At 68.4% G+C, this 22,826-nt stretch carries 12 protein-coding genes and 3 rRNA genes; 3 read left to right on the forward strand and 12 right to left on the reverse strand.

Annotated features, from left to right (window positions below):
- Positions 1 to 261 precede the first annotated feature (261 nt).
- Together ACT7CP_RS13080 and ACT7CP_RS13085 are read right to left on the reverse strand one after the other, a co-directional pair.
- A complete protein-coding gene (locus tag ACT7CP_RS13080; protein ID WP_445442557.1) occupies positions 262 to 3,324 on the reverse strand; it encodes a S8 family serine peptidase in 3,063 nt (1,020 codons plus the stop codon).
- A 245-nt stretch (positions 3,325 to 3,569) separates the two neighbouring features.
- Complete coding sequence (locus ACT7CP_RS13085; RefSeq protein WP_307506365.1) at positions 3,570 to 4,784, reverse strand: NADP-dependent isocitrate dehydrogenase; 1,215 nt, start codon at positions 4,782 to 4,784, stop codon at positions 3,570 to 3,572.
- A 222-nt stretch (positions 4,785 to 5,006) separates the two neighbouring features.
- Here ACT7CP_RS13085 and ACT7CP_RS13090 point away from each other — a divergent pair, with 222 nt between their 5' ends.
- From ACT7CP_RS13090 to ACT7CP_RS13100, 3 genes are all read left to right on the forward strand, one after another.
- Positions 5,007 to 5,459, forward strand: a complete 453-nt coding sequence (locus ACT7CP_RS13090) for a GNAT family N-acetyltransferase (RefSeq protein ID WP_413964118.1) — start codon at positions 5,007 to 5,009, stop codon at positions 5,457 to 5,459.
- Positions 5,460 to 5,462: 3 nt separating this feature from the next.
- A complete protein-coding gene (locus ACT7CP_RS13095; protein ID WP_445442558.1) occupies positions 5,463 to 5,783 on the forward strand; it encodes an MGMT family protein in 321 nt (106 codons plus the stop codon).
- 119 nt (positions 5,784 to 5,902) lie between these two features.
- A complete protein-coding gene (locus tag ACT7CP_RS13100; RefSeq protein WP_445442559.1) occupies positions 5,903 to 6,418 on the forward strand; it encodes a hypothetical protein in 516 nt (171 codons plus the stop codon).
- A gap of 57 nt (positions 6,419 to 6,475) precedes the next feature.
- Here ACT7CP_RS13100 and ACT7CP_RS13105 read toward each other — a convergent pair whose 3' ends face one another.
- The 10 genes from ACT7CP_RS13105 to sucD all read right to left on the reverse strand — a co-directional run bounded on the left by ACT7CP_RS13105 (position 6,476) and on the right by sucD (position 22,808).
- A complete protein-coding gene (locus ACT7CP_RS13105) occupies positions 6,476 to 8,284 on the reverse strand; it encodes an ABC transporter ATP-binding protein (RefSeq protein ID WP_445442560.1) in 1,809 nt (602 codons plus the stop codon).
- The gene (locus tag ACT7CP_RS13110) at positions 8,281 to 10,047 is read right to left on the reverse strand and encodes an ABC transporter ATP-binding protein (protein WP_445442561.1); all 1,767 of its coding nucleotides are present in this window, start codon (positions 10,045 to 10,047) and stop codon (positions 8,281 to 8,283) included. Before ACT7CP_RS13110 ends, ACT7CP_RS13105 begins: the two co-directional genes overlap by 4 nt.
- A 668-nt stretch (positions 10,048 to 10,715) precedes the next feature.
- On the reverse strand, positions 10,716 to 12,047 hold the full coding sequence (gene ddaH / locus ACT7CP_RS13115; protein ID WP_445442562.1) for a dimethylargininase: 1,332 nt from the start codon (positions 12,045 to 12,047) through the stop codon (positions 10,716 to 10,718).
- Between the two features lie 331 nt (positions 12,048 to 12,378).
- Positions 12,379 to 12,495 (reverse strand): 5S ribosomal RNA (gene rrf, locus ACT7CP_RS13120).
- 118 nt (positions 12,496 to 12,613) lie between these two features.
- Positions 12,614 to 15,733: ribosomal RNA gene (locus ACT7CP_RS13125) — 23S ribosomal RNA — on the reverse strand.
- A gap of 427 nt (positions 15,734 to 16,160) precedes the next feature.
- Positions 16,161 to 17,681: ribosomal RNA gene (locus ACT7CP_RS13130) — 16S ribosomal RNA — on the reverse strand.
- The 16S, 23S and 5S rRNA genes sit together here, the layout of an rRNA operon.
- 573 nt (positions 17,682 to 18,254) lie before the next feature.
- Positions 18,255 to 19,880 (reverse strand): bifunctional phosphoribosylaminoimidazolecarboxamide formyltransferase/IMP cyclohydrolase, encoded by a 1,626-nt coding sequence (purH, locus tag ACT7CP_RS13135; protein ID WP_445442563.1) that lies wholly within the window; start codon positions 19,878 to 19,880, stop codon positions 18,255 to 18,257.
- The gene (purN, locus tag ACT7CP_RS13140) at positions 19,877 to 20,476 is read right to left on the reverse strand and encodes a phosphoribosylglycinamide formyltransferase (RefSeq protein ID WP_445442564.1); all 600 of its coding nucleotides are present in this window, start codon (positions 20,474 to 20,476) and stop codon (positions 19,877 to 19,879) included. Before purN ends, purH begins: the two co-directional genes overlap by 4 nt.
- A 3-nt stretch (positions 20,477 to 20,479) precedes the next feature.
- A complete protein-coding gene (locus tag ACT7CP_RS13145; RefSeq protein WP_445442565.1) occupies positions 20,480 to 21,760 on the reverse strand; it encodes a cell division protein PerM in 1,281 nt (426 codons plus the stop codon).
- Positions 21,761 to 21,920: 160 nt separating this feature from the next.
- A complete protein-coding gene (gene sucD, locus ACT7CP_RS13150) occupies positions 21,921 to 22,808 on the reverse strand; it encodes a succinate--CoA ligase subunit alpha (protein WP_413961484.1) in 888 nt (295 codons plus the stop codon).
- Positions 22,809 to 22,826: the final 18 nt, after the last annotated feature.

The raw sequence follows: 22,826 nt of genomic DNA on the forward strand, positions 1-22,826 counted from the left end.
TCCTCAACATACCCCGGGTATTCGCCCTGAGACAGGGCGCGTGTTACCGCCGTGTAACAGTTCCCCGGAGCTCTCGGATGCCCGTCCTCCCGGCGTTCTCGCCCCGTCCGATCCCCGCCCGATCCCGTCTCGGACCGGGTGCGGATGCCTCGCGCACAGCAGGCGTCCAGCACCCCGTCCGGTGGGATGCGCGAGGCCGCACGCCGGGGACGACGGAGGGGCGGGTGCCGTCGGCACCCGCCCCTCCGCGTCCCGCGCGCGTCAGCCCACCGGGTGCTCCGCCTGCCCGGGCGTCGTGACGTCGACCAAGGTGGTGGCGTCGGATCCCGCGTACGACACGACCCCGACGTACCGGGAGCCCGACGCGAGGCCGGACCACGACGCGACGTACGTCGCCTTCCGCCCCTTCGCGACGTGCAGCTGCGCGGGCGCGACCGCGAAGGCCCCCTCCCCGCCCGAGGCGGGGACGTCGTAGCGGGTGAGGTCGACGTCGGCCGCCGTCGCCGACCCCGTGACCGACCCGGCCTCCACCGTCGCGACGTACGACCCGGCCCGGGGCGCCGGCACGACGATCCGCTCCGACGGCGACGACGTCACCTGCACGTCCACCACGGTGCGCGTGCCGTCGGCGGCCACCTCCTCCAGCTGCAGGGCGAGGTCCGACGCGCCGTCCCGCGGGGTCGCGTCGAGCACCAGCGTCCTCTCGCCCGCGGCCACGGTGAACGGCACCTCGAGGTCCTGGCCCTTCGCGAGGGACCCGGTCGGCCCCGTCGGCGACCCGGACGGATCGCGGAGCACCTGCCCCTTGGCGAGGCCGGACGCGGTCAGCCCGATCCGCCCCGTGACGCCGGAGGTCACCGTCACGGCGGCCTTCCCGGTGGTGCCGCTGCCCGCGACGCCCGTCGGGGCAGCGACCTCCACGGGCCGCACCGCGACGGGGCTGCGGACGGTGCCGCCGGGGCCCGTCCAGGTGAGCGACCCGGTCGTCCAGGCTCCCGTGGACGCCCCGGCCTTCGCCGTGATGCGGACGCGGAAGGAGCGGGTCTGGCCCGGGGCCGTGAAGGTCAGCTTCGCCGGGCTGACCGACACATCGGCACCGGCCACCCCCTGCACGGAGGCGGCCCACGTCCCAGCGGCCTGCGACGTCACCGTCCGGGTGACGGTCGTGCTGCCGACCAGCGAGCCGACCGCGATGCTCGGCAGGTTGAGCTGCGACACCGGCACGGCCGCCGCGGGGTGCGGCAGCGCGAGCCCCGTCTGGGCGGCGTAGCCCGCCCAGTCGCGCGGCCCGCTCGCGTACACGAGGCCCGGGTGCAGGTACCTGCCCGGCGCGATCTCGCCGGCGCCCTGCGCGAAGGGATCCGTGACGGGCCCGCCCTGCGCGTCGACCGTGTCCGTCGCGGTGGTCATCATCGCCGACTTGATCTCCGACGGCGACGCCGTCGGGTGGATGCCGAGGTAGTCGAGCGCGAACCCGGCGATGTGCGGCGAGGACATCGACGTGCCGGACAGCACCGCGAAGCCCGGCTTGCCGTCGATGTCGGCGTACGCCGCGGGGATGCCGGACCCCGGAGCGGTGATGTCGGGCTTGATGATGTCGCCGCCGTCCGTGGGGTCGGGGCCGCGCGAGCTGAACCCGGTGACCTGCGGGGCCGGTCGCTGCACGCCCGAGGTGTTGCCGGGCACGAGCGTCGCGGTCGCGCCGGGCTTCGCGGCGTACGCCACGACCGCGGGCCGGGCGTCGACGTCGAGGTGCACGGTGGGCACGGCGTGGGTGTCGAGCTCCTCGGAGTCCGCCTGCACGTTGGTGAGGACCAGGCCGATCCCGCCCGCGCGGCGGACCTCGGCGCTCTTGTCCGCACGCGCGGACCCGCCGCGGTCGCACTGGACGATCCGGCCCGTCACCTTCGCCGGATCCAGCGTGCCCGCGCCGCACAGCTCCGGCGACCTCGCGCCGGCGACGCCCGAGACGGCGGCGCGCACGAGCGGGCCCGTGACCGCGGACGGCACCGTGATGGAGGCTCCGGAGAACCGCTCGCCGTCGCCGAGCTCCACGGTCCCCGAGTAGTTCTCCGGCACGCTGCTGGCCGCGACCGTGGTGATCCAGGGATCGAGGTTCGTCACGGTGCCGGCGTCGGGGCCGCTGTTGCCCGCGGACGCGGCGACGAAGACGCCGGCGCTCGCGGCGCCGAGGAGGGCCCGCTGCCACGCGTCCGGCGACTTCCCGCTGCCGCCGAGCGACATGTTGATGACATCCGCGCCGTCGGCCGTGGCCTGGTCGATCGCCGCGATGATGTCGGAGGCCTGGCACCCGTCGTCCGTCTCGGCGTCCGGGTCGGGGCCCTGCCAGCAGACCTTGTACGCGGCGATCCTCGCCGCCGGCGCGACCCCCGAGATCGTGTCGAGCACGCGTCCCTGGATCACGGCGGGGACGCCCACGACGCCCGCAGCCGTGCTCGCGGTGTGGGTGCCGTGCCCGCCCGCGTCGCGCGGCGAGCGCGTCTCCTGCGGGCCGAGCGGGTCCTTCGCCGCGTCCCGTCCGGCGACGAAGTAGCGGGCGCCGACGAGCTTCGTCGAGCAGTCGGCCGCCGTGAAGCCGTCCCCGGTCTGGCAGGCGCCGTGGAAGACGCCGCCGTCGGCCTTCCGGAACGCGATGCCGGTCCCATCGCGGTAGGGCTCGTCGCCCGGCGTCGAGCCCAGGGGCTTCCCCGCGAACGACGGGTTGTCGGGGGCGATGCCGGAGTCGATGTCGGCGATCACCGTGCCGGCGCCCGCCTGGTCCGCACCTCCCGCGGCCGCCCAGAGCCCGTGCTCGCCCTCGAGGCCGAGCGCGCGCGTCGCGGGCGTCGACTGCGTGTGCATCGTCTGGTCGGGCTCGACGCTCAGGACGTCGGCGGAGCGGCCGAGCGCCCGGACCTGCGCCGCGGTGAGGTCCGCGGAGAAGCCGTTCGTCGTGAGGGAGTACTCGTGCGTGGGCGTCACGCCGATCGAGTCCGCGACCGAGCGATGGGCCTCGGCGAGGTGGTCGGTGTAGCGCTGGACGGCGTCGGACTGCGCGTCCAGGCGCGCGCCGGCGTCGACCTCCGTGCGCGGGAGCCCGTCGACGGTCCCGTCGTAGGTGGCGGCCGGCTGGTCCTTGAGCGTGACGAGGTAGTGGCCGTCGCCGGCGTGGAGCGGCACGGCGGCCCGCGGGAGGACCGCGGCGCCGGCCGCGGATCCCCCGGCGGCGACGAGCGCGAACGCGAGGGCGCAGGCGGTGAGGGGCCGGGCCGCGTGCCGCGCGCGCCTCCGGCCGGGCGGGATCGGGTCTCGATGGATGGGCATGGCTGTTCCCTCCTGTCACCGGCGGCCGCCGGCGTGCGGATCCGCGACGCACCACGTGCGCGGGACGGCGGGATCGCCGTCGCGGAGTCGCGTCGACGACGCGATGGGGAGAACCGTAGGGAGGACGCGGCGCACCGCACCCGCCCTCTGCACACCCGAGGGCGGGCCCGGACGCACGAGAGGCCCCCGACCGGCGCGGTCGGGGGCCTCTCGTGCGGTGCGGCGTCGCGGGCGACGCCGACGGATCAGGCCAGGCGCGCCTGCAGGTTGTCCGCGAGCGACGCGAGGAACTCCTCGGTCGTCTGGTACGGCTGGTCGGGACCGACGAGGAGCGCGAGGTCCTTCGTCATCTTGCCGGACTCGACCGTCGTGATGACGACGTCCTCGAGGGTGTCCGCGAACTCCTTCAGGGCGTCGTTGCCGTCGAGCTTGGCGCGGTGTGCGAGGCCCCGGGTCCAGGCGTAGATCGACGCGATGGGGTTCGTCGACGTGGGCTTGCCCTGCTGGTGCTGGCGGTAGTGGCGCGTGACCGTGCCGTGCGCGGCCTCCGCCTCGACGACCTTGCCGTCGGGCGTGGTGAGCACGCTGGTCATGAGGCCGAGCGAGCCGAAGCCCTGCGCGACGGTGTCGGACTGGACGTCGCCGTCGTAGTTCTTGCAGGCCCAGACGTAGCCGCCCTCCCACTTGAGCGACGCGGCGACCATGTCGTCGATGAGGCGGTGCTCGTAGGTGAGGCCCGCGGCGGCGAACTGGTCGGCGTACTCCGCCTGGAAGACCTCCTCGAACAGGTCCTTGAAGCGGCCGTCGTAGGCCTTGAGGATCGTGTTCTTGGTGGAGAGGTACACGGGGTAGTTGCGGGCGAGGCCGTAGGACAGCGAGGCGCGCGCGAAGTCGCGGATCGAGTCGTCGAGGTTGTACATGCCCATCGCGACGCCGGATCCGGGGCTCTGGAACACCTCGAACTGCTGCGGCTCGGAGCCGTCCTTCGGGGTGAAGGTCATCGTGAGCGTGCCCTCGCCCTCGAAGCGGAAGTCGGTGGCGCGGTACTGGTCGCCGAACGCGTGGCGGCCGACGATGATCGGCTTGTTCCAGCCGGGCACGAGGCGCGGGATGTTGCTGATGATGATGGGCTCGCGGAAGATCGTGCCGCCCAGGATGTTGCGGATGGTGCCGTTCGGCGAGCGCCACATCTTCTTCAGGCCGAACTCCTCGACGCGCGCCTCGTCGGGCGTGATCGTGGCGCACTTGACGCCGACGCCGTGGCGCTTGATGGCCTCGGCCGCGTCGATCGTGATCTGGTCGTCGGTCTCGTCGCGCTTCTCGATGCCCAGGTCGTAGTACTCGAGGTCGATGTCGAGGTACGGGTGGATGAGCGTGTCCTTGATGGACTGCCAGATGATGCGCGTCATCTCGTCGCCGTCGAGCTCGACGACGGTCCCCTCTACCTTGATCTTCTCCACGAAGTCCTCCTCATGCTCGTCGGTGCCCTCCGTCCGCGCGTCTCCGTCGGCGCGCGGCGGGTCCGGCTCGTCGCCGGTGGATCCGTCGGCCAGCCTACCCGCCGACCCCGGTCTCTCGACATCGAGAGACCGGTGCGTCGGGCCGCTCCGCCGGGTCGCGCCCCGCTCCCGGGCGCCCGCGCGCTCCTGGCCCGAGCGGGATCCGCCCGATACCCTGTGCCCATGAGCGACATGAGACTCGAAGAGCTGAGCGCCCGCACGATCGTGGCGGCCAACACGCTGACGCTCAAGCCGGGGCAGGAGAACTACGTCGCCCCCGTGTCGCACTCCATCGCCGAGGCGTACGTCAACCCCACCACCGCCTGGCCGCGCGTCGTCATCGAGGACGACGAGGTCGTCGGCTTCATCATGGGCAACTTCGACCCCGAGGCCCACGAGGAGATCTTCCGCAGCTGCATCTGGCGCATCAACGTCGATGCCGACGCGCAGGGCCACGGCGTGGGCCGGTTCGCGGTGCTCGCCCTCGCCGACGAGGCGCGCTCGCGCGGCTTCGACCGCCTCACCGTCGTGTGGGAGCCGGGCGAGGACGGCCCGGAGGACTTCTTCACGCGCGTCGGCTTCGCGGTCATCGGCGAGACGCAGTACGGCGAGGCCATCGGCGCGCTGGCGCTCTAGCGCGTGGCCGTCTTCGCGACGCCCGGCGAGTTCACCGACCGCGTGCTCGAGGTCGTGGCCGAGATCCCGTCCGGCCGGGTCATGACGTACGGCGACGTCGCCGCGGTCTTCGGCCGACGCGGCGCGCGTGCGGTCGGCATGGTGCTGCGCTACCACGGCTCCGGGCTCCCCTGGTGGCGCGTCCTCCGCGCGGGCGGGCACCCGCCGACGGGGCTGGCCGACGAGGCGCGGCCCCGCTACGAGGCCGAGGGGACGCCGCTCATCCCCGCCCCCACCGATGCGGGATACCGTGTCGACCTCGAGGCGGCACGCTGGTTCCCCTGATCCCCTGACCACCCGGGGCGAGCCGTCCGCCTTCCGGCCGAACGCGGGTCATGCTGCGGGACCACGGGCGAGGCCTCGCGGCCGATGCGCCGGATCCGCCGCTCCGCTGGACTGGGATCATGCCCCGCAGCCCGTCCGCCCTCCCCCTCGTCGCGTCATCCTCCGAGCCGGGCGTCGCCGGCCCAGCGCCCGCTCGTCGGACGGGGCACCGGCCGACGGCGCGCCTCACGGCCGTCCCCCTGGCCGTGCTCCTCGTGCTGGCGCTCGGCGGCTGCGGCGCCGCGAGCACCGTCGGCGGCATGACCACCCCGGCCGACGCGCGCGTCTACGCGACGGCGGCGGACGCCGAGGGCCGGATCCCGTCGTGGATCCCCGCGGACGCGACCGACGTCCGCATCAAGACGTCCCTGCGCGGCGAGGGCGCGATCCTCGCGTTCCGCTCGGCGACGCCGGCCGACCAGCTGGGCTGCGACGCCGCGCCCGCCGATCCCGCGCCGCCCGGCGTGCAGGACACGTGGTGGCCCGATCCCTCCCCCGCCGCGACCATGACGTGCGGCGACGGCTGGCTGGCCGCCGCGGACGGCGACGCCGTGCGCGCGTGGCTGCCGGCGGGCGCCCCCGCGCTCGACCTCTGACGCCGACGGCCCGGGCTCCGCGATCACGGGGGTCCGGGCCGTCCGACGCGATCGGTCCTAGACCAGCGACTCCCGCCAGGCGGCGTGCAGCTGGGAGAACCGGCCGGTGCCCTCGATGAGCGCCGCCGGCGTGCCGTCCTCGACGATGCGGCCCTGCTCCATCACGAGCACGCGGTCGGCGATCGCGACCGTCGAGAGCCGGTGGGCGATGATGATCGCCGTCCGGTCCGCGAGCAGCGTGGTGAGCCCCTGCTGCACGAGCCGCTCGCTCGGGATGTCGAGCGAGCTCGTGGCCTCGTCGAGGATCAGCACGGCCGGGTCCGCGAGGAACGCGCGCGCGAAGGAGATCAGCTGGCGCTGACCCGCCGACACCCGCCCGCCGCGCTTGTTCACGTCAGTGTCGTACCCGTCCGGCAGGGACTCGATGAAGGTGTGCGCCCCCACCGCCTCGGCCGCCTCCTGGATCTCGCGCCGCGTCGCGTCGGGCTTGCCGATCGCGATGTTGTCGGCGACGGAGCCGGAGAAGAGGTACGCCTCCTGCGTGACCATCACGATGGCGCGGCGGAGGTCCTTCGGGTGCAGGTCGCGGAGGTCGATCCCGTCGAGCGCGACGCGGCCGTCCGACGGGTCGTAGAACCGGGAGATGAGCTTCGCGAGCGTCGTCTTGCCCGCTCCCGTCGACCCGACGAGCGCGATGGTCTGCCCGGCCGGCATGTCGAGGTCGAACCGCGGCAGGATCGTCTTGCCCTTCCCGTAGCCGAACTCGACGCCCTCGAAGGACACGTGCCCCGTCGACTCCCACAGGTCGACCGGCGTGACCGGATCCGGCACGCTCGGCTCCTCCTCGAGCACGCCCGAGATCTTCTCGAGCGCGGCCGACGCCGACTGGTAGCTGTTGTAGAACATCGCCATGTCCTGCGCCGGCCCGAAGAACTGCCGGGTGTAGAGCACCACGGCGAGCAGCGCGCCGATGCCGAGCTGCCCGTCGGCGACGCGGAGGCCGCCGACGAGCAGCACCACGGCGACCGTGACGTTGCCGATGAGGACGAGACCCGGGTCGAACACGCCGAACACCTGGATCACGCGCATGTTGGTGTCGCGGTACCCCTCGACGTGCTCGGCGAACTCCTCGGCGTTGCGCTTCTCCTTGCGGAACGCCTTCACCGCGCGGATGCCCGTCATCGTCTCGACGAAGTGCACGATCAGCCGCGCCGACTTCACGCGCGTCTGCCGGAACAGCGCCTGCGACTTCACCGCGAACCAGAGGCTCAGGAAGAACAGCGGCACCAGCGCGGCGAGCAGCACGAGGCCGGACACCCAGTCGAAGGAGAACAGCGCGATGGCGGTGAACGCCATGTAGAGCGCGCCCTGCACGAGCTGGTTGATGCCGCCGTTGAGGAGCTCCCGGATCGAGTCGAGGTCGCTCGTCTGGCGGGAGATGATCCGGCCGGACGTGTAGGTCTCGTGGAACTCCAGGCTCAGCTTCTGGGTGTGCAGGAACATGCGCTTGCGGAGGTCGATGAGGATCTCCTGCGCGATGCGCGCGGACATCACCTGGTACTTCGCGACGAGCACCGCGCCCGTCACCGCGACCAGGACGTACGCCCCGATCACGAGCGCGAGCCCGGTGGGGTCGTCCGTCTCGAGCAGCGCCGGCAGGGCGCGGTCGAGGCCGACGCCGATGAGCGCGGGTCCCGCGACGTTCGCCGCGGTGGCGACGAGGATCGTCGCGGCCGTGAGGATCAGCGTCCGCTTGACGGGCTGGATGGTGCTGACGAGCAGCCGCGTCGACCGCTGGCGGATCGCCTTGCTCTCGGCGCGGGAGAAGTCGTCCCTCTCCTCGCCGGTGACCCCGGTGACGCTCATGCTGAGGCCTCCTCGCGCACGGTGTTCCCTTCCACGTCCAGGCTCGAGATGACGAACCGGTAGTGCTCGCTGGTGGCGAGCAGATCGGAGTGCCGGCCGACCGCGGTGATGCGGCCGTCCTGCATGAGCGCCACCCGGTCCGCGAGCATCACGGTCGAGGGGCGGTGCGCCACGATGAGCGCGGTGGTGGAGGCGAGCACGCGCCGCAGCGCCGCCTCGACGAGCGCCTCCGTGTCGACGTCGAGCGCGGAGAGCGGGTCGTCGAGGACCAGCACGTCCGGCGCTGCGGCGACAGCGCGCGCGAGGGCGAGCCGCTGGCGCTGGCCGCCGGAGAGGCTGAGCCCCTCCTCGCCGACGGTCGTGTCGACGCCGGCGGGCAGGTCCCGGACGAACCCGGCCTGCGCGATGTCGAGCGCCTCCTGCAGCACGCGCTCGGCCTCGGGCCCGCCGTCGGCGAGGTCGGGGCGGCCGAGCAGCACGTTGTCGCGGACGCTCGAGGAGAACAGCGTGGCGTCCTCGAAGGCCATGGCGATCCGGCTCCGCAGCTCCTCGAGCCGCAGGTCCCGGATGTCCACGCCGTCGAGCTCGACGCTGCCGCCCGTCACGTCGTACAGCCGCGTGGTCAGTGCCGTCAGCGTGGACTTGCCGCAGCCGGTGATCCCGACGAGCGCCATGGTCTCCCCCGGCTGCAGGTCGAGGTCCACGCCGTCGATGAGGTCGGGCTGCCCGGCGACGGCGTCCTGGTAGCGGAAGTGCGCACCCCGGAAGACCAGGTGGCCGCGGGGCTCGGCGATGCGCGTCGGCGTCGCCGGGTCCGTGATCGTGTCGTCCTCGTCCATCACCTCGAAGTAGCGGTCGATGGCCGTGCGCGCGTCGAAGGTCATGGAGAGCAGGAAGCCCACCGACTCGATCGGCCAGCGGAGCACCGCCGCGGTCGCGAAGAACGCCACGAGGTCGCCCACGGAGATCTCGCCGCCGTACGCCAGCAGCACGCCGCCGAGCAGGGCGAGCGCGAAGGTGAGGTCGGGCACCAGCAGCAGCCACAGCCAGATGCCGGCGATCGCCTTCGCCTTCTTGATCTCCGTGCCGCGCAGCTCCTCCGCCTGCTCGGCGAACGCGTCGTGCATGTGCTTGCCGCGGCCGAACGCCTTGAGCACGCGGATCCCGTGCACGGACTGCTCGACGCTGGTGGCGAGGTCGCCGGACTGGTCCTGGCTGAGCCGCGCGACCGAGGAGTACTTCTGCTCGAACAGGTAGCCGTACACCCACAGCGGGATGGAGCAGACGAGGAACCCGAGGCCCAGGCGCCAGTCGATGGCGACGAGGAACCCGATCCCCACGAGGATCGTCAGGATGTTCACGATGAACAGCACGAGCCCGAACGCCATCCAGCGCCGGATGAGGTTCAGGTCGCTGACCATGCGCGAGAGCAGCTGGCCGCTCTGCCATCGGTCGTGGAACGCGACCGGCAGCCGCTGCAGCTTCCGGTAGAACGAGTTCCGCATGTCCGCCTCCATGAGCGTGCCCGGCTTCAGCACGAACCAGCGGCGGAGCGCGATCATCACGGCCTCGAGGATCCCGAGCCCGAGGATCAGGAGCACGGCGGGCACGACGGCGGCCGAGTCGCCGTCACCGAGCGGTCCGTCCACGAGCCCGCGGAGGACCTGCGGGATCACGAGCGACAGCAGCGACCCGACGAGCGCGACCACCATGCCCGCGATGATGCTGGGCATGGCGGGGCGGGCGAACGGCAGCAGCCGCATCAGCACACGGATCGTTCCGGGCCGCGGACCGTGCCGGTCGGACGGCGCCTGCTCGGGCGTTTCGGGCGGGGAGGTGGACACGTGTCATTCCTTCTGTAGTCCCGGCCGATGCGCGGCCGGACGTGCTCTGCGGCCGTGCGCGTCGTGACGCGCGCGGCGGAGGACCGGGGTGGGTGGGAGCGGAGACGACGGGCAGGCGGGCGTCGGTGGCGACGGTCGAGTCCCTGCACGGAGGCCGACGGGCGGCCGGAGGACCTGGGACGAGCACCGGGGAGGAGCGCGAGCCTCGCGTCCGGCTCCGACACGATGCCGCCCGCGCACGCGGATGCCGCGAGGACACCCGCCCTCGGGCGGTGGTGCAGCCGACTCCGACGATCGGAGGCGCCGGACCGGTGCGCCGCGCTAGCGGATCGGGGCGGGGGACGCGGGGACGAGGCGCCGACGGGCGGCGCCGATCCGGTTCGAGGCCGTGCGTGCGTCTGTCGTCGATGTCGTGGTCATGACATCCTCCCTGGCTGCGTATGCGATTCACGTGTGGGCCGCACCGGGATGGCCACGTGGGTGGCCGCTCCGAGCAGCCTTTCAGGATAGGGAGCGGAGCAGTGCGCGCACAAGAGCCCGGCCCGCATCCGTGGATGCGAGCCGGGCTCTTCGTGGGTGGAGGCTCGTCAGGCGATGCGCACCGAGAGGCAGGTGACGCAGCCCTCGAGCTTCTCGAACTCGCTGATGTCGACCGTGACGACCTCGTAGCCGAGCGCACGGAGGAGCTCAGCGGTGCGGGGCGCCGCGGCGGAGAGGAGCAGCGTGTGCGCATCGAGCGCCACGACCGCGGTCCCCTCCGCCTCGGGGACGGCGAGGAAGGACGGGAACAGCCGGGGCTCGTCGACGAGCGGCTCGTACCCGATCACGGTGCCGTCGGGCAGAGCGGTCACCTGCGACTTGAGGTGCAGCGTGCGGCTGACGGGCACGCCCACGACGGAGTACCCCAGGGGACGGGCGATCTCGCGCAGGCGACGGATCCCCGCGGCGTTCGTGCGGCTGCTCGCACCGACGTAGATCGTGCGCCCGACCTCGAGCACGTCGCCGCCGTCGATGGTGGCCGGCAGGTCGATGGACGTCACGGTGAGGTCCATGTCCTCGAGCGCGCGCTCCACACCCGTGCGCTCGCCCCGGCGGGACTCGGCGCCGGAGGTGAGGAGCACCGCGGTGCCGCCGAGCACGAGCACCGCGTCCTCGACGAAGACGGAGTCGGGGTGGTCGTCCGCCGGCGGCACCTCGCGGGTCGACCAGCCGTGCTCCTCGAAGGCGAGGACGTAGCGCTCCCACTGCTGGTCGGCGAGCTCGCCGTCGACCGGACGACGCTCGAGGTGCGTGAGCTCCCCCTCCGCGAGACGGGACGACGGGATGCGCACCAGGGCGACGCGCTCCCGCTCGCTCTCGTCGACGCCGCCGACGAGCCGCAGCCAGATGCGACGACCGAGGAGCACGGACGCGAGCGACACCCCGAGCACGAACATGAGGTTCAGGCCCAGGAGCGTCTCGAGCAGCGGACCGAGGATGTCGCCGGACACCGTCGCCCCCTGCCCCATCGCTCCGACGAGACTCCCCACGAGGGCGCCGACGACCGCCGCCGCGACCGATCCGACGATGGTCGTCCACAGGCGGCGGTACATGCCCGTCCCCGCGAGGGCGGCGAGGAGCACGAACGCGACCAGGGTGTGGACGGTCCAGTAGTCGAGCAGCGTCACGAGGACGGCAGCGCCGGGCTGGTTGGCGCTGAACAGGGTCAGGACGCTGAAGAGGAGCCCGAGGATCGCGGAGATCCCGGCGGCCACGAGCGCGGCGGACAGAGCACGCCCGAGGGGCGTACCCGCGGACGCGCGGCGCGTCGAGCGCGAGGGGGCCGTCGAGGGAGCAGAGGGGCGGCTCGCCGGCGAAGCGGCGGCGGCGTTCTCGTCGGACTGGTCGGATGCGCGGTCGTTCTCACGGGGATCGGTCACGACCCACGACCATAACGGGCGGGCTGATGAACGCGATGTGAGGGCGCTGACAAGGGGCGGCGGCACCGGCTGCGCGCACGGGTGCCATCTCTGCACAGTCCGCTCGAGAACCGCATCCTCGTAGGTGCGACGTCCCCTCGAGACGGACGTGCGTAGACGTTTCGGTAGGAATTGCTCCCGCCCCGAGTCGGTCAGCACCTGCGCTCCCGCACGGTCGCCGCGTGCTGCTCGGTCGCCCGTGCACCGCGCACGGCCGAGGCTACGCGGGGCGTGTTAACGCAGAAAGGCCCGCCGCACAAAGTGCGACGGGCCTCCCGATCAAACAAGTTAAGTCCGGCGGTGTCCTACTCTCCCACAGGGTCCCCCCTGCAGTACCATCGGCGCTGAGAGTCTTAGCTTCCGGGTTCGGAATGTAACCGGGCGTTTCCCTCTCGCTATGGCCGCCGAAACATCCCATACACACCCCACAAAGGGCATGAAATCTGTGATGAATCGACCAGTCAAGCTGGTTGTTCAATTGATACCCGACCGTATATCGGGAACCACATAGTGGACGCAAGCAAAGTGTTTTCAAGATATCGGCTTATTAGTACAGGTCAGCTCCACGAGTCTTTAGTCCTCGCTTCCACATCCTGCCTATCAACCCGGTAGTCTAGCCGGGAGCCTTCACCCTGAAAGGGATGGAAATCTCATCTCGAAGCCGGCTTCCCGCTTAGATGCTTTCAGCGGTTATCCGTTCCGAACGTAGCTAATCAGCGGTGCTCCTGGCGGAACAACTGACACACCAGAGGTTCGTCCATCCCGGTCCTCTCGTACTAGGGATAGATCTTCTCAAATTTCCTACGCGCGCAGCGGATAGGGACCGAACTGTCTCACGACGTTCTAAACCCAGCTCGCGTACCGCTTTAATGGGCGAACAGCCCAACCCTTGGGACCTACTCCAGCCCCAGGATGCGACGAGCCGACATCGAGGTGCCAAACCATGCCGTCGATATGGACTCTTGGGCAAGATCAGCCTGTTATCCCCGAGGTACCTTTTATCCGTTGAGCGACAGCGCTTCCACAAGCCACTGCCGGATCACTAGTCCCGACTTTCGTCCCTGCTCGACTTGTCAGTCTCACAGTCAAGCTCCCTTGTGCACTTACACTCGACACCTGATTACCAACCAGGTTGAGGGAACCTTTGGGCGCCTCCGTTACTTTTTAGGAGGCAACCGCCCCAGTTAAACTACCCACCAGGCACTGTCCCTGAACCGGATTACGGTTCGAAGTTAGATATCCAGAGTGACCAGAGTGGTATTTCAACAATGACTCCACCCGAACTAGCGTCCGAGCTTCAAAGTCTCCCACCTATCCTACACAAGCCACACCGAACACCAATACCAAGCTGTAGTAAAGGTCACGGGGTCTTTCCGTCCTGCTGCGCGTAACGAGCATCTTTACTCGTAGTGCAATTTCGCCGAGTTCGCGGTTGAGACAGCTGGGAAGTCGTTACGCCATTCGTGCAGGTCGGAACTTACCCGACAAGGAATTTCGCTACCTTAGGATGGTTATAGTTACCACCGCCGTTTACTGGGGCTTAAATTCTCAGCTTCGCACTTGCGTGCTAACCGTTCCTCTTAACCTTCCAGCACCGGGCAGGCGTCAGTCCGTATACATCGTCTTGCGACTTAGCACGGACCTGTGTTTTTAGTAAACAGTCGCTTCCCACTGGTCTCTGCGGCCTTCAAACGCTTCAGGAGTAAATCCCTACACGCCTCAGGCCCCCCTTCTCCCGAAGTTACGGGGGCATTTTGCCGAGTTCCTTAACCACGATTCTCTCGATCTCCTTAGTATTCTCTACCTGACCACCTGAGTCGGTTTGGGGTACGGGCGATTGGAACCTCGCGTCGATGCTTTTCTCGGCAGCATAGGATCACTGATTTCGTCCGTGAGGACTACCCATCGGGTCTCAGGCTTAATAGAAGACGGATTTGCCTATCTTCTGCCCTACATCCTTAGACCGGGACTACCATCGCCCGGCTCAGCTACCTTCCTGCGTCACACCTGTTAATACGCTAAACGCCCCAGCGTAGGGTCGTGTGCTAGGCCAAGACCGTCACCCCGAAGGGATCGAATCAAGGATTCAGACACTTAGCATTACTGGATTGTCTTGGGCGGTTCTTCATCGGTACGGGAATATCAACCCGTTGTCCATCGACTACGCCTGTCGGCCTCGCCTTAGGTCCCGACTTACCCAGGGCGGATTAGCCTGGCCCTGGAACCCTTGGTCTTTCGGAGGACGGGTTTCTCACCCGTCTTTCGCTACTCATGCCTGCATTCTCACTCGTGTGGCCTCCACGGCTGGTTCACACCGCCGCTTCGCTGGCCACACGACGCTCTCCTACCCATCCATACGGCTGGACCACGAAGGCCTGCCTATAATATAAATGCCACAACTTCGGTGGCGTGCTTGAGCCCCGTTACATTGTCGGCGCGGAATCACTTGACCAGTGAGCTATTACGCACTCTTTCAAGGGTGGCTGCTTCTAAGCCAACCTCCTGGTTGTCTATGCAACTCCACATCCTTTCCCACTTAGCACGCGCTTAGGGACCTTAGATGGTGGTCTGGGTTGTTTCCCTCTCGACGATGAAGCTTATCCCCCACCGTCTCACTGCTGCGCTCTCACTTACCGGCATTCGGAGTTTGGCTGAAGTCAGTAACCTTTTGGGGCCCATCGTCCATCCAGTAGCTCTACCTCCGGCAAGAAACACGCAACGCTGCACCTAAATGCATTTCGGAGAGAACCAGCTATCACGAAGTTTGATTGGCCTTTCACCCCTATCCACAGCTCATCCCCTCCATTTTCAACTGAAGTGGGTTCGGTCCTCCACGACGTCTTACCGTCGCTTCAACCTGGCCATGGATAGATCACTTCGCTTCGGGTCTAGAACATGCGACTCATACGCCCTATTAAGACTCGCTTTCGCTACGGCTGCCCCTCACGGGTTAACCTCGCCACATATCACTAACTCGCAGGCTCATTCTTCAAAAGGCACGCTGTCACACCAACATGGGTGCTCCAACGGTTTGTAAGCAAACGGTTTCAGGTACTATTTCACTCCCCTCCCGGGGTACTTTTCACCTTTCCCTCACGGTACTTGTCCGCTATCGGTCATCTGGGAGTATTTAGGCTTATCAGGTGGTCCTGACAGATTCACACGGGATTTCTCGGGCCCCGTGCTACTTGGGATACTCTCCGGACAGGCGACGACATTTCGACTACGGGGTTCGCACCCTCTATGACTGGCCTTTCAAGACCATTCGTCTATATCGCGCTCATTGCCCTCACAGCTCGGTAGAACTGTACGGAAAGTCCCGCAACCCCGACCATGCAACTCCTACCGGATATCACACATGATCGGTTTGGCCTCTTCCGGTTTCGCTCGCCACTACTAACGGAATCGCTTTTGCTTTCTCTTCCTGTGGGTACTGAGATGTTTCACTTCCCCACGTTCCCTCTACCCGCCCTATATATTCAGGCGGGAGTCACCAGGTCACCCAAAGGGCCTGGCGGGGTTTCCCCATTCGGAGATCCTCGGATCAAAGCTCTATTATCAGCTCCCCGAGGCTTATCGCAGATTTATACGTCCTTCTTCGGCTCCAGATGCCAAGGCATCCACCGTTTGCTCTTAGAATCTTGAAATCACATGAGATTGAATCGTTTCGCCTCCCCTAGAGGAGACAGAATTGACCAATGATCTATAAATAGATCTTTGTGATCCACCGGAAAACCGGTGAATCTAAGATGCTCGCGTCCACTGTGTAGTTCTCAATATACGGGCGGTACCCCACCACCATCCATGCAAGGACGACGGAAAGGGTCCGACAAGAAACCAGACACACCCGAAAGGTGCGGCCCGGTCCCTCAGGACCCAACAGCGTGCAACATGCCCTCGACACCCCGCACCACGTTCCCACCCCACAAGGAGGCGTACTAGCAGCACGACATATCAGCCGGCATCAATGTCAATGTTCCACCCATGAGCGCCACCGCCAGGACATACGCCTGACGCGTGACTTGGCACCCTTGATCTCCCTGTATACAGAGGAGAGGTGCACATGCTCCTTAGAAAGGAGGTGATCCAGCCGCACCTTCCGGTACGGCTACCTTGTTACGACTTAGTCCTAATCACCGATCCCACCTTCGACAGCTCCTCCCTTGCGGTTAGGCCACTGGCTTCGGGTGTTACCGACTTTCATGACTTGACGGGCGGTGTGTACAAGGCCCGGGAACGTATTCACCGCAGCGTTGCTGATCTGCGATTACTAGCGACTCCGACTTCATGAGGTCGAGTTGCAGACCTCAATCCGAACTGAGACCGGCTTTTTGGGATTCGCTCCACCTTACGGTATCGCAGCCCTTTGTACCGGCCATTGTAGCATGCGTGAAGCCCAAGACATAAGGGGCATGATGATTTGACGTCATCCCCACCTTCCTCCGAGTTGACCCCGGCAGTCTCCTATGAGTTCCCACCATTACGTGCTGGCAACATAGAACGAGGGTTGCGCTCGTTGCGGGACTTAACCCAACATCTCACGACACGAGCTGACGACAACCATGCACCACCTGTATACCGACCTTGCGGGGCGCACATCTCTGCACGTTTCCGGTATATGTCAAGCCTTGGTAAGGTTCTTCGCGTTGCATCGAATTAATCCGCATGCTCCGCCGCTTGTGCGGGCCCCCGTCAATTCCTTTGAGTTTTAGCCTTGCGGCCGTACTCCCCAGGCGGGGAACTTAATGCGTTAGCTGCGACACGGAGACCGTGGAATGGTCCCCACATCTAGTTCCCAACGTTTACGGCATGGACTACCAGGGTATCTAATCCTGTTCGCTCCCCATGCTTTCGCTCCTCAGCGTCAGTTACGGCCCAGAGATCTGCCTTCGCCATCGGTGTTCCTCCTGATATCTGCGCATTCCACCGCTACACCAGGAATTCCAATCTCCCCTACCGCACTCTAGTCTGCCCGTACCCACTGCAGACCCGAGGTTGAGCCTCGGGATTTCACAGCAGACGCGACAAACCGCCTACGAGCTCTTTACGCCCAATAATTCCGGACAACGCTTGCACCCTACGTATTACCGCGGCTGCTGGCACGTAGTTAGCCGGTGCTTTTTCTGCAGGTACCGTCACTTTCGCTTCTTCCCTACTAAAAGAGGTTTACAACCCGAAGGCCGTCATCCCTCACGCGGCGTTGCTGCATCAGGCTTTCGCCCATTGTGCAATATTCCCCACTGCTGCCTCCCGTAGGAGTCTGGGCCGTGTCTCAGTCCCAGTGTGGCCGGTCACCCTCTCAGGCCGGCTACCCGTCGTAGGCTTGGTGAGCCATTACCTCACCAACTACCTGATAGGCCGCGAGTCCATCCCCAACCGAAATTCTTTCCACGACCAGACCATGCGGCCAGTCGTCATATCCGGTATTAGCTACCATTTCTAGCAGTTATCCCAGAGTCGGGGGCAGGTTACTCACGTGTTACTCACCCGTTCGCCACTGATCCGCCAGAGCAAGCTCTGACTTCACCGTTCGACTTGCATGTGTTAAGCACGCCGCCAGCGTTCGTCCTGAGCCAGGATCAAACTCTCCATAAATGCTTAAACGCACGACCACCCGAAGGCGATCGGCACATCTAAAGCCGGACGTGAACGGGAATCGAACACGAACCAGCAAGTTTGAAACCGACAGAACAAATCATTACTGACTTGCTTGTTTGTTTAAATGTTTTCCAAAGGAATCCGGACACCATCCAGAAGGACGATGCCACGGGTATTTGGCATTTGACATTGTGCACGCTGTTGAGTTCTCAAGGAACGGACGCTCCCGACACCGACCATCACAGCCAGCCATCGGAGCTCACACTCCACCGCTCCCCGTGGGAGTGATCCAGACCTCAAGGCCCAGCACTCACGTCGGAAGCAGAATCAGACCCTAGCTCAGTTGGTGGTACACACGCAACCCGTAGGCCGCGGCAACTTCTGTTTCACCAGGATCATCACCCGCCAGAACAGCTCCGGAAGCCTTTCAGCTTCCCGCCCGTTCCGGCGACAAGAGGAGACATTACGCGGACCACCCCACCCCCGCAAAACAACCCGCATCCCGGGCGTGTCGCGACGGTGTCCCGCACGGGAGCGGCGGCGGCACCCGGAGGCGCCGCCGCTCCCCCGTCAGTGGAAGAAGTGGCGCTCGCCCGTGAAGTACATGGCGACGCCCGCGGCACGGGCGGCCTCGACGACCTCCTCGTCGCGGACCGATCCCCCGGGCTGGACGACGGCGCGGACGCCGGCGTCGAGCAGGACCTGCAGGCCGTCGGCGAACGGGAAGAACGCATCCGATGCCGCGACCGAGCCGGCCGCCCGGTCCCCCGCCCGCTGCACCGCGAGCTGGCAGGAGTCGACGCGGTTCACCTGCCCCATCCCCACGCCGACGGATGCGCCGTGGTGCGCGAGGAGGATCGCGTTCGACTTCACGGCGCGGCACGCCTTCCACGCGAACTCGAGGTCGGCGAGCGTCTGGTCGTCCACCGGCTCTCCGGCGGCCAGGGTCCATGACTCCGACAGGCGCGTGCCGTCGGTCGGGAACGCATCCCCCGACTGCACGAGGTAGCCGCCCGAGATCTGGCGGGCCTCGAGGTCCTCACGGTGGTAGCCCTCGGGCAGGGTGAGCAGCCGCAGGTTCTTCTTGGTCTTCAGCAGCGTGAGGGCGTCGTCGTCGAACCCCGGCGCCACGAGGACCTCGGTGAAGATCTCCTTCACCGTCTCGGCCATCCCCAGCGTCACGGTGCGGTTCGCCGCGATGACCCCGCCGAACGCCGACACCGGATCGCAGTCGTGGGCGCTCCGATGCGCCGAGGCGATGGCGTCCACCGCCCGAGGCGCGGCGACGGCGATCCCGCACGGGTTCGCGTGCTTGATGATCGCGACCGCCGGCTCGGCGAAGTCGTGAGCGGCTCGGACCGCCGCATCCGCGTCGACGAAGTTGTTGTAGGACATCTCCTTGCCGTGCAGCTGCACCGCCTGGGCGATGCCCGCCCCGTCGGATCGTCGGTACAGGGCCGCGTCCTGGTGGGAGTTCTCGCCGTACCGGAGCACCTGCGCGAGCCCGCCCTGCACGTCCCATGTCGCGGGCCAGCCGGAATCGCCGGATGCCGACGGCTCCGTGCCGACGACCGCGGACCGGAAGTAGTCCGCGACGGCCCGGTCGTAGTCGGCCGTGTGCGCGAAGGCCGCGGCGGCGAGGCGCCGACGCTGCTCGAGGGTCGTCCCCCCGGAGCGGACCGCCGCGATCACCTCGTCGTAGCTCGAGGGCGACACGACGATGGCCACGTTCGCGTGGTTCTTCGCGGAGGCGCGCACCATGGCGGGCCCGCCGATGTCGATCTGCTCGATCACGTCCGACGCGGGGGCGCCCGAGGCGACCGTCTCCACGAACGGGTACAGGTTCACGACCACCAGCTGGAACGGCGAGATCCCGAGCTCCGCCAACTGCACCTCGTGCGACTCCAGGCGCAGGTCGGCGAGGAGGCCCGCGTGCACGGCGGGGTGCAGCGTCTTCACCCGCCCGTCGAGGGACTCGGGGAACCCGGTGACGTCCTGCACCTGGGTGACGGGGAAGCCCGCCTCCGCGATGGTGCTCGCCGTGGATCCGGTGGAGACGATCTCGACGCCCGCCTCCGCGAGGGCCGACGCCAGCTCGAGCAGGCCGGTCTTGTCGCTCACGGAGACGAGGGCGCGTGCCACCTCGATGCCGTCGCGATCGCGGAACAGGGACGGGTCGTGACGGGGTCCGCTCATGCCGGGGACAGCTCCTTGAGGTCGATGGTGCCGAGGGAGATCGCGCGCACCGTGTCGACGAGGAGCCTGCGCTCCACGACCTTGATGCGCTCGTGCAGGGTGTGCTCGGTGTCGCCCAGCTCCACGGGCACGCGCTCCTGCGCGAGCACGGGACCGGTGTCGACGCCGGTGTCGACGACGATGATGGACGCGCCCGAGCTCGTCGCCCCGGCCGCGATGGCGTCGCGCACCGCATGCGCGCCCGGGAACTCGGGCAGGTACGCCGGGTGCGTGTTGACGATGCGGGGCGCGAAGGCCGCGACCGCGCGCGGCGGCAGCAGGCGCATGAAGCCGCTGAGGACCACCAGGTCCGGTTCCCAGCCGGCGATGGCGGCGGCCAGCTCGTCGCCCCATGCCGCGCGGTCGGGGAAGCTGCCGAACGGGACCGTGAAGGTCGGGATGCCGCGCTCCTCGGCGAAGAGGAGGCCGTCGGCGTCGCGATCCGCGCCGACGGCGACCACCCGTGCGGGGTAGTCGGCGTGCTCGGCCGCCTGGAGGAGGGCGTGGAGGTTGGTCCCGCTGCCGGAGATGAGGACGACCACGTTGAGCACGGCCACAGCCTATCCGCGTCCCTCGGCGCTGCGCCGGACCAGCGGGGCCATCAGCCCGGACACGAACATGCCCGCGACGGAGGCGATGCCGATCTCGAGGAAGGCGGCCAGGAGGATCCACCCGGCGGCAGGCCCCACGTCGGCCAGGCGCCCCGGACCCGCGGCCCCGCCGGAGACCACGGCGAACAGCGCGAGGATCCCCGCGCCGACGATGCCCATGCCGAGCCCGGCCGCCAGGAACCACGGCCACCGACGGGCCTCCGGCTCGGGGATGCGGGACACCCGCGGCGACAGCGCCACCGCCGCGACGAAGGCCACGACCACGGGGACGAGGATGCCGAGGTAGCCGAGGTCGAACGCGCCCTGCGGCAGGATGCCCAGCACGGGCACCGACGGGAGCGGGCCCACCGACGTGCCGAGCGGCGACACGGACGACCCGGTGCCGATCGCGAAGCCCGGACCGAGGAGCCAGGACGCCGTCCAGAGCACCAGGTTCGGCAGGAGCGCGAGCTGCCCGAGCGTGAGCGCGACGCCGCCGACGATCCCCGTCTGCAGCGTCTCGTAGAGCGTGATGACGGTGGCGTACTGGATGCCGAGCAGCACGGCGACGACGACCGCGGAGACGGCGACGACCGCGAAGGCCGCCGCCGCTCCCCCGCGCACGGCCGTCGCGGCGACCGACGCCGCCCCTGCCGGGAGGCGGTCGAACGCGTCGCGCCCGCTCCGGATGGCCGCCGCGGCGCGGCCGGACGACAGGGAGGCCCACCATCTGCCGGCGCGCGCGCGATCGACGCGGGCGATGCCGCCCACGAGGAGGCCGAGGGCGAGCACCAGCGTCGGGAGCACGGCGCCCCGCACGACGGCCGGGGCGATGCCCTCGTGCTGCGCCGCGAGCGCGAGGCCGAGCGACAAGACGGCCGTGGTCCCGACGGCCGCGATCGCGCCGATCCCCGGGTGGTCGGTCTCGACGATCCGACGCCCCGCGCGGATCCCGAGGAGGAGCGTGAGGAGGGCGAAGCCGAGCGGCGCGAGCGACAGCGCGAACGGCGCGTCCACCGCGGGGAGCCCGAAGGCCGCCGCGAGCGCCGGATCCAGCGACGCGGTGAGCGGCACGCCGTGCCCCAGGAGCCACAGGTCGATCGCCGTGCGCGCGAAGACGCCCCAGTCGATCTGCAGGTCGTACTGCCCCGCCCAGAGCGCGGTGAGCGGCACGAGGGGCAGGGCGACGCCGACCCCCACCACCAGGAGCGCCTCGAGTGCCGCGAACAGGGCGGTTGCGTGTCGGTTCATGCCTCGACGACCCTACCGGCCGGGCCCTGCGCGACCGGTCCGGAGGCGGGCGCGCCGGGGCATCCGCGACGGATCCGCCTGGGGAGGGGGCGCGGGCATGACGACGGCCCGCATCCACCGGATGCGAGCCGTCGGTCGTGCGCCCGGGAGCGCGTGCGCGCTACAGCGCGGCGAAGACCTCGCGGAGGAGGTTCGCCGTCTCGGTCGGCGTCTTGCCGACCTTGACGCCGGAGGCCTCGAGGGCCTCCTTCTTGCCCTGCGCCGTGCCGCTGCCGCCGGAGACGATGGCGCCCGCGTGGCCCATGGTCTTGCCCTCGGGAGCGGTGAAGCCCGCGACGTACGCGACGACCGGCTTGGTGACGTGCGCCTTGATGTACTCGGCCGCGCGCTCCTCGGCGTCGCCGCCGATCTCGCCGATCATGACGATGGCGCGCGTCTCCGGGTCCGCCTCGAACGCCTCGAGGGCGTCGATGTGCGTGGTGCCGATGATGGGGTCGCCGCCGATGCCGATGGCGGTGGAGATGCCCAGGTCGCGCAGCTCGAACATCATCTGGTACGTGAGCGTGCCCGACTTCGACACGAGGCCGATGGGGCCGGCCTCGGTGATCGTGGCGGGGATGATGCCGGCGTTCGACTTGCCGGGGCTGATGATGCCGGGGCAGTTCGGGCCGACGATGCGGGTCTTCCCGCCGGTGCTCTTGGCGTGCGACCAGAACTCGGCGGAGTCCTTGACCGGGATGCCCTCGGTGATGACGACCGCGAGCGGGATGGCCGCGTCGATCGCCTCCACCACCGCGCTCTTGGCGAACGCCGGGGGCACGAAGATGACCGACACGTCGGCGCCCGTCTCCGCCATGGCCTCGGCGACCGAGCCGAAGATCGGGAGCTCGACGCCCTCGATCTCGACCGTGGTGCCGGCCTTGCGCGGGTTCACGCCGCCCACGACCTTGCTGCCCGACGCGAGCATGCGGCCCGCGTGCTTGGTGCCCTCGGAGCCCGTGAGGCCCTGGACGATGATCCTGCTGTTCTCGTCGAGAAGAATCGACATGTACGTGTTCCTGTTCTC

The sequence above is a fragment of the Clavibacter rahimiani genome, assembly GCF_052654495.1.

Excerpts from the sequence above, each read along its gene's own strand:
- ACT7CP_RS13080 (WP_445442557.1), bottom strand. The coding sequence starts at position 3,324 with ATGCCCATCCATCGAGACCCGATCCCGCCCGGCCGGAGGCGCGCGCGG.
- ACT7CP_RS13090 (WP_413964118.1), top strand. The coding sequence starts at position 5,007 with ATGAGCGACATGAGACTCGAAGAGCTGAGCGCCCGCACGATCGTGGCG.
- ACT7CP_RS13100 (WP_445442559.1), top strand. The coding sequence starts at position 5,903 with ATGCCCCGCAGCCCGTCCGCCCTCCCCCTCGTCGCGTCATCCTCCGAG.
- ACT7CP_RS13105 (WP_445442560.1), bottom strand. The coding sequence starts at position 8,284 with ATGAGCGTCACCGGGGTCACCGGCGAGGAGAGGGACGACTTCTCCCGC.
- ACT7CP_RS13110 (WP_445442561.1), bottom strand. The coding sequence starts at position 10,047 with ATGCGGCTGCTGCCGTTCGCCCGCCCCGCCATGCCCAGCATCATCGCG.
- purH (WP_445442563.1), bottom strand. The coding sequence starts at position 19,880 with ATGAGCGGACCCCGTCACGACCCGTCCCTGTTCCGCGATCGCGACGGC.
- ACT7CP_RS13145 (WP_445442565.1), bottom strand. The coding sequence starts at position 21,760 with ATGAACCGACACGCAACCGCCCTGTTCGCGGCACTCGAGGCGCTCCTG.
- sucD (WP_413961484.1), bottom strand. The coding sequence starts at position 22,808 with ATGTCGATTCTTCTCGACGAGAACAGCAGGATCATCGTCCAGGGCCTC.